Origin of the sequence: Clostridium psychrophilum (assembly GCF_018861705.1) — a bacterium.
In the GTDB taxonomy this organism is placed as follows: Bacteria; Bacillota; Clostridia; order Clostridiales; family Clostridiaceae; genus Clostridium_AD; species Clostridium_AD psychrophilum.
This window is the reverse complement of sequence record NZ_JAHLEC010000161.1, coordinates 1-5,158: the sequence shown is the minus strand read 5'-3', so window position 1 is coordinate 5,158 and position 5,158 is coordinate 1. Positions and strand designations below refer to the sequence as shown.

At 28.9% G+C, this 5,158-nt stretch carries 4 protein-coding genes and 1 pseudogene; 3 read left to right on the top strand and 2 right to left on the bottom strand.

All coding sequences use genetic code 11. From position 1 onward, the window contains the following. Positions 1–421: 421 nt before the first annotated feature. A pseudogene (locus KPL38_RS18080) lies at positions 422–637 on the top strand (PTS sugar transporter subunit IIC); the annotation flags it as partial. Positions 638–742: 105 nt separating this feature from the next. Further along, positions 743–2,152, top strand: coding sequence for a deoxyribodipyrimidine photo-lyase (locus KPL38_RS18075; RefSeq protein WP_216290528.1), 1,410 nt, complete (start codon positions 743–745; stop codon positions 2,150–2,152). Between the two features lie 161 nt (positions 2,153–2,313). Here KPL38_RS18075 and KPL38_RS18070 read toward each other — a convergent pair whose 3' ends face one another. Both KPL38_RS18070 and KPL38_RS18065 read right to left on the bottom strand, forming a co-directional pair. After that, positions 2,314–2,478, bottom strand: a complete 165-nt coding sequence (locus KPL38_RS18070; RefSeq protein WP_216290527.1) for a hypothetical protein — start codon at positions 2,476–2,478, stop codon at positions 2,314–2,316. 286 nt (positions 2,479–2,764) lie between these two features. Beyond that, positions 2,765–4,147 carry a DUF4317 domain-containing protein gene (locus tag KPL38_RS18065; protein ID WP_216290526.1) on the bottom strand — a complete coding sequence of 461 codons (1,383 nt, stop codon included), beginning with the start codon at positions 4,145–4,147 and terminating at the stop codon, positions 2,765–2,767. Between the two features lie 259 nt (positions 4,148–4,406). Here KPL38_RS18065 and KPL38_RS18060 point away from each other — a divergent pair, with 259 nt between their 5' ends. After that, positions 4,407–4,853: a staygreen family protein gene (locus KPL38_RS18060; protein WP_281419373.1), complete on the top strand. Its 447-nt coding sequence runs from the start codon at positions 4,407–4,409 to the stop codon at positions 4,851–4,853. Positions 4,854–5,158: the final 305 nt, after the last annotated feature.

The following is a 5,158-nucleotide window of genomic DNA, read 5'->3' as shown; positions in this document are numbered from 1 at the left end:
AAGAAGGAAAAGATTGAATCGCCATAGTAGTACTAACGCGGCATCGTTCTTAAGCTTGTTTCAGAAATTGAGCAATTTTGGTGGCTATCATCATTTGAGTATATACTTATGATGATAGTTTTGGTCGGCTCAACATCTGAATCCAAACCTATTCAAAACACGAACTTTTATAACTTTAAAAATATATAGGTTATAGTTAATATAAAATTATGCATTACATTTCTTTTTTTAGAAATCCCCTCCTATTATGTCTAACTCATCAACTTCACTAATTACTTCATTCGGCATTTATAACCATTGTTTTTGCCATTTAATTTATTGATAGTATTTCTAATGCACTTAAATTTACAATACAACTTGTAGGTCTAAATATTTTTTTCTTAAATTGTTGAAAGTAAAGACTTAAAAATAAATTTGAATTTATAAGGAGGAAAAAGGAATGAAATCGATGGGTGCACTAGCAAGTGCTACCTGTGCAAGCTTTCTAGTTGAAGCTTTTCACTCTGCATTCTTTGGTGATGTATTAAAAATAAAATTTTTTAAATAAGTTGGTTTAGCTAATGGTAGTTTAGGAGTCGTAGTCTCTGCAATACTTGTACCTCTGGCTCTTGGAGTTTCACCAATATATGCTTTTTTAAAACAAAGAGAATAATTATTATTATGCTTTACAAAACAATATATGGAATCTATAATTAGCTTATAATTTTGGGAAAAATAATCTATAATAATGGAGCTGAAAATAATGATTTCACAAGATAGAATTAAAGTTTTAAACAATAAAAAAATAATTGATAATCCCTATGTGGTTTACTGGATGCAATGCTCTCAAAGGACAGAATATAATCATGCCCTAGAGTATGCCATAATGCAGGCCAATAAGCTTAATAAGCCATTAGTTGTGTATTTTGGATTAACTGATAATTTTCCAGAGGCAAATGAAAGACACTATTATTTTATGCTAGAAGGATTAAAAGAAGTAAAAACCGAGTTAGCTAGAAGAAATATTAAAATGATTATTAGAAAAATATCTCCTGAAAATGGAGCTTTAGAAATATCATCTTTTGCAGCATTAATGGTAGTAGATAGAGGATATTTAAGGATAGAAAGAAAGTGGAGAACGCTCTTAGCCCAAAATGCGAAATGCTCTGTGGTACAGGTAGAAACTAATGTCATAGTACCCGTAGAAGTAGCTTCTAAAAAAGAAGAATATTCTGCATATACCCTTAGAAATAAGATAAGCAAAAAATTAGAGGAGTTTGCATTGCCTCTTACCGAGATAGAATGTGATAAAGCTTCTACTGATTTAGATCTTCCACTTGATGAATATGATATAGAAGATATTGATAAGGCCATTTTACAACTTAAAATTGATAAAACAGTTAAGAGAGTACTATACTATACGGGTGGTACTAGTAATGCTAAGCTATTACTAGAAGAATTTATTTCCAATAAATTATCACATTATAGTGAACTTAAAAATGAACCTTCAAAGGCTTATTCTTCTAATTTGAGTCCATATCTGCATTTTGGTCAGATTTCTCCCTTGTACATATATATTAAATTAATGGATGTGTATATAGAAGATAAAAAGGCTTTTTTAGAAGAATTAATAATTAGAAGAGAATTAAGTATGAATTTTGTCTTTTATAATGATAAATATGATTGTTATGAATCACTTCCATCTTGGGCCTTGAATACTCTTGAAAAACATTTGGTAGACGCACGAGAGTTTATTTACTCTGTACACGAACTAGAAACAGCCCAAACCCATGATGGTTATTGGAATGCTGCGCAAAAGGAAATGCTTATTACGGGTAAAATGCATGGCTATATGAGGATGTATTGGGGAAAGAAAATATTAGAATGGAGTAAAACTCCGCAGGAAGCTTATAATACTGCTATTTATTTAAATAACAAGTACCTTTTAGATGGTAGGGACGCAAATGGATTTGCGGGGATAGCTTGGTGCTTTGGAAAACATGATAGACCCTGGGGAGAGAGAGCTATCTTTGGATTAGTTAGATTTATGAATGATAAAGGATTAAAAAGAAAATTCGATATGGAAAGATATTTGCATAAGATTGAATCAATGGCTTACAATTCTGTGATTATAAGTGATAATGAGAAAACTGAACAAATATCCTTATTTTAAATACATTTTATACTCCCACAAGCTATTAGTTTATGGGAGTATTTTATATAGAATAATCAAACACTTTATAATTTAATTTTAAAATTAACTTTTGGTGAGGATGGTCAAAAACAACAAAATATCTATAAGTCATTAAAATCACGACTTATAGATATTTATTTTTAGAACATATTCATTTCATTCTTCATAATAGCTTCATTAACTAGATCAGCAGTGCTGGATTGTCCCATTACTTTTTCTTCAAACTCATCATCAATTGTATTCATACTATTTTCATTTGAAATATCAATACTTTTTTCTTCTTTTTCTAAATTATTTTCATCCATAATTTATCCTCCTTTTCAATATACAAATTACACTGTATTTATTCAATGCATTAATAGTGTATCCATTATATTGAAAAAATATTTAATTCTTTAATCTCTGTTAGAATGTTATCCGCAAGCGGTTTCCTATATAATAAACTGACCCCATAGAAGAAACTATTTCCAGTTTCTTCTATGGGGTCAGTTCTAAAACAAATAATTGTAAATTTAATAAGTGCTTTAATATGATTTTTTTTAATATGAGGTTACTAAAATATTTTCGGATAAACTAGTTAATAATATTGTTTTAAATTAAATTATCTACACCATTAACCGTAGTTTGTTCATTGTCATTAATAGGAATAACTATGCATTTTTGGCCATTAATTATTTGAGATTTTATTTGAGATACTTTTTCAGGTTTTACTTGTAGTACAACATCATACTGAGGGGTAACATTATTATCTTCTGATAATGTATCTGGAACTTTCTCTAAAGTGGTTTCCAAACTTTCTTCTAAATCAGTTGCTTGGGCTTCTTCTAAAATAACATTGTCATCACTAACTTCCGTAGACAGTTGAGCTTCCTTATCTATAGTATTTTCTTCTTTAACTTGTTTAACTTGATCAAGTCTAGCTTGAAGTGTTTCCACTTGTTTGTGAAGATGTTCTTCCTTTTTTCTTTGCACATTTGCCTTAAGCGCCTTTGTGTCAATTAAATTTTTAGCTATTGTGCTATCATCACCAAAGTTCTCTACATAAGAGTTTTCAATCATAGTAGTAATTTCTCGTGGTACTTCACTGTCTATTAAAAGGTTTTGTATATCCTTTTTTGTTAAGCTTATAGGTTCACTCTCTGCATCATCGTTTGAATCATTGTATTCTTCTATCATAGAGCTTAGGTTTTCTTGTATATCCATAAAAACTTTATCAGCTTTATCATCACCTTCGCTAAAAGAATCTTTAATAATTGATTGGAATGTTTCCTTTTGCACCGTAGCCGTTTTTTTCGAATCACAACCTAGAACATTTTCCATCAATTCAGTATGTGTATCCTTTGCATTTTTTGTATAATACATAATAGAGTTAACATCTGAACTACGATCAATAAAAGCAGGAAACACAAATCCATTGATGGGGGACTCTACTACCCAATCTCTAACACGTGCTTTTATTTCATTTTGCTCTTCAAAGTATCCAAGACCAGGCTCTGAAAGTGAAACTGGACATATTGCACATAACACATATTCATATACTTCTTCAGATTCATCTATCCGTGCATTATCTTTGGTTTTGCTAATAACATCGTAAGCATCATGAAAAAAGAGTATTAAAAAATTACCAGTGTAATCATAATTCGCTATAATCAAATCATAAAGATTATCGAGAAAAGCATCATCTTTTAATTGACTGTTTTTAAGCTGCATAAGAGAAGTTTGCCTTTCATTTGTAAAATCTTCGTTAGTTGAAAAATTAAGTTTTAAAATATTATTCCCAATAGTTCCAGATAGTACTTTTTTAGCAATTTCTAAATATTTAAAGTATTCATCATCATCTAAATTTAGAAAGCTTTCTCTAAATTTTAAAATAGTATGTTTTTCTCCATTAACATAGCAGCCACAAACCTTAGTGAAGGTGCATTCTTCTTTTTTTAAACGTCTTTTTAACTCAAGTATATCTTTTCTTCTCATATATAAGCTCCTCAATTTCTAGACAAACTTTACGTGAATTTATAGTTGAAGTAGTTTGTCTTTAATATTTTTATTTATATTATCGTTATTAATTATAGTATTTTTTTTACAAAAAATAAAGGATATATATATTAATTAATTTTTTATATGTATATGTATGAATACTAAATAGGTATTATACCTTTAAGTTCATAACAAGAACATAACAACAGTTAACTTCATAATATATATAATGTATTTATATTATGGAGGGAAGGCTTTGAGCAAATTCAATACGGAAATGTTACACGTTACTTTTGGAATGGAAACGGGTGAAACAAAACCAATTATTCCTAGGAAATATACCCTTACCCATTCAGACATTACTAGAGAATTATTTTTGACTATTGCAGCAAAGTATGATTATGATAAAATCACTGACATGAGGGATGAAGTGCTGGCAGAATGGATCATGGTTAATAGTAAGTACGCACTGATGGTTAATATTATGGTAGATAAAGAAAAGAACCCAATAATGTCAGCGGTACGTAATAACATTTTTACAAAAGAATTACCACTAGCACTTTCGGCACTTAGATATGGAGATAGAGAATTTTTTAAAGAAAATTTTTCTTTAGATAAAGCACCTATTTATGTCAAATTCAACTCTGTTTATCCTATCTTTAATCGCTTAGAACTATGGGGAACGCCAACAGATTATAAATAAAAATTTTTAATTTAAGATTCATATAACATAAGTTAACACTCCAATGAGATTATAAGGGAAGTAACAGGAGGAATATTTTTCACTCCAGTTTTTTTGATAATTTCTTTTAGAAAATAATTCAATAGTAATAATTAAATAATAATTATTGTAAATTAGTTGAGTTTTACAACATAATATAATATAATATAATATATTTAATAATATGATTATCCCACAAAAAGCTTGTAATTACTTCCAAACGTAGTAATTATGATATAATAATATCAAAATCAGTACGTAGAGGAGGATTACTATGTTTTGCAAAA

Excerpts from the sequence above, each read along its gene's own strand:
- KPL38_RS18065 (WP_216290526.1), bottom strand. The coding sequence starts at position 4,147 with ATGAGAAGAAAAGATATACTTGAGTTAAAAAGACGTTTAAAAAAAGAA.
- KPL38_RS18070 (WP_216290527.1), bottom strand. The coding sequence starts at position 2,478 with ATGGATGAAAATAATTTAGAAAAAGAAGAAAAAAGTATTGATATTTCA.
- KPL38_RS18075 (WP_216290528.1), top strand. The coding sequence starts at position 743 with ATGATTTCACAAGATAGAATTAAAGTTTTAAACAATAAAAAAATAATT.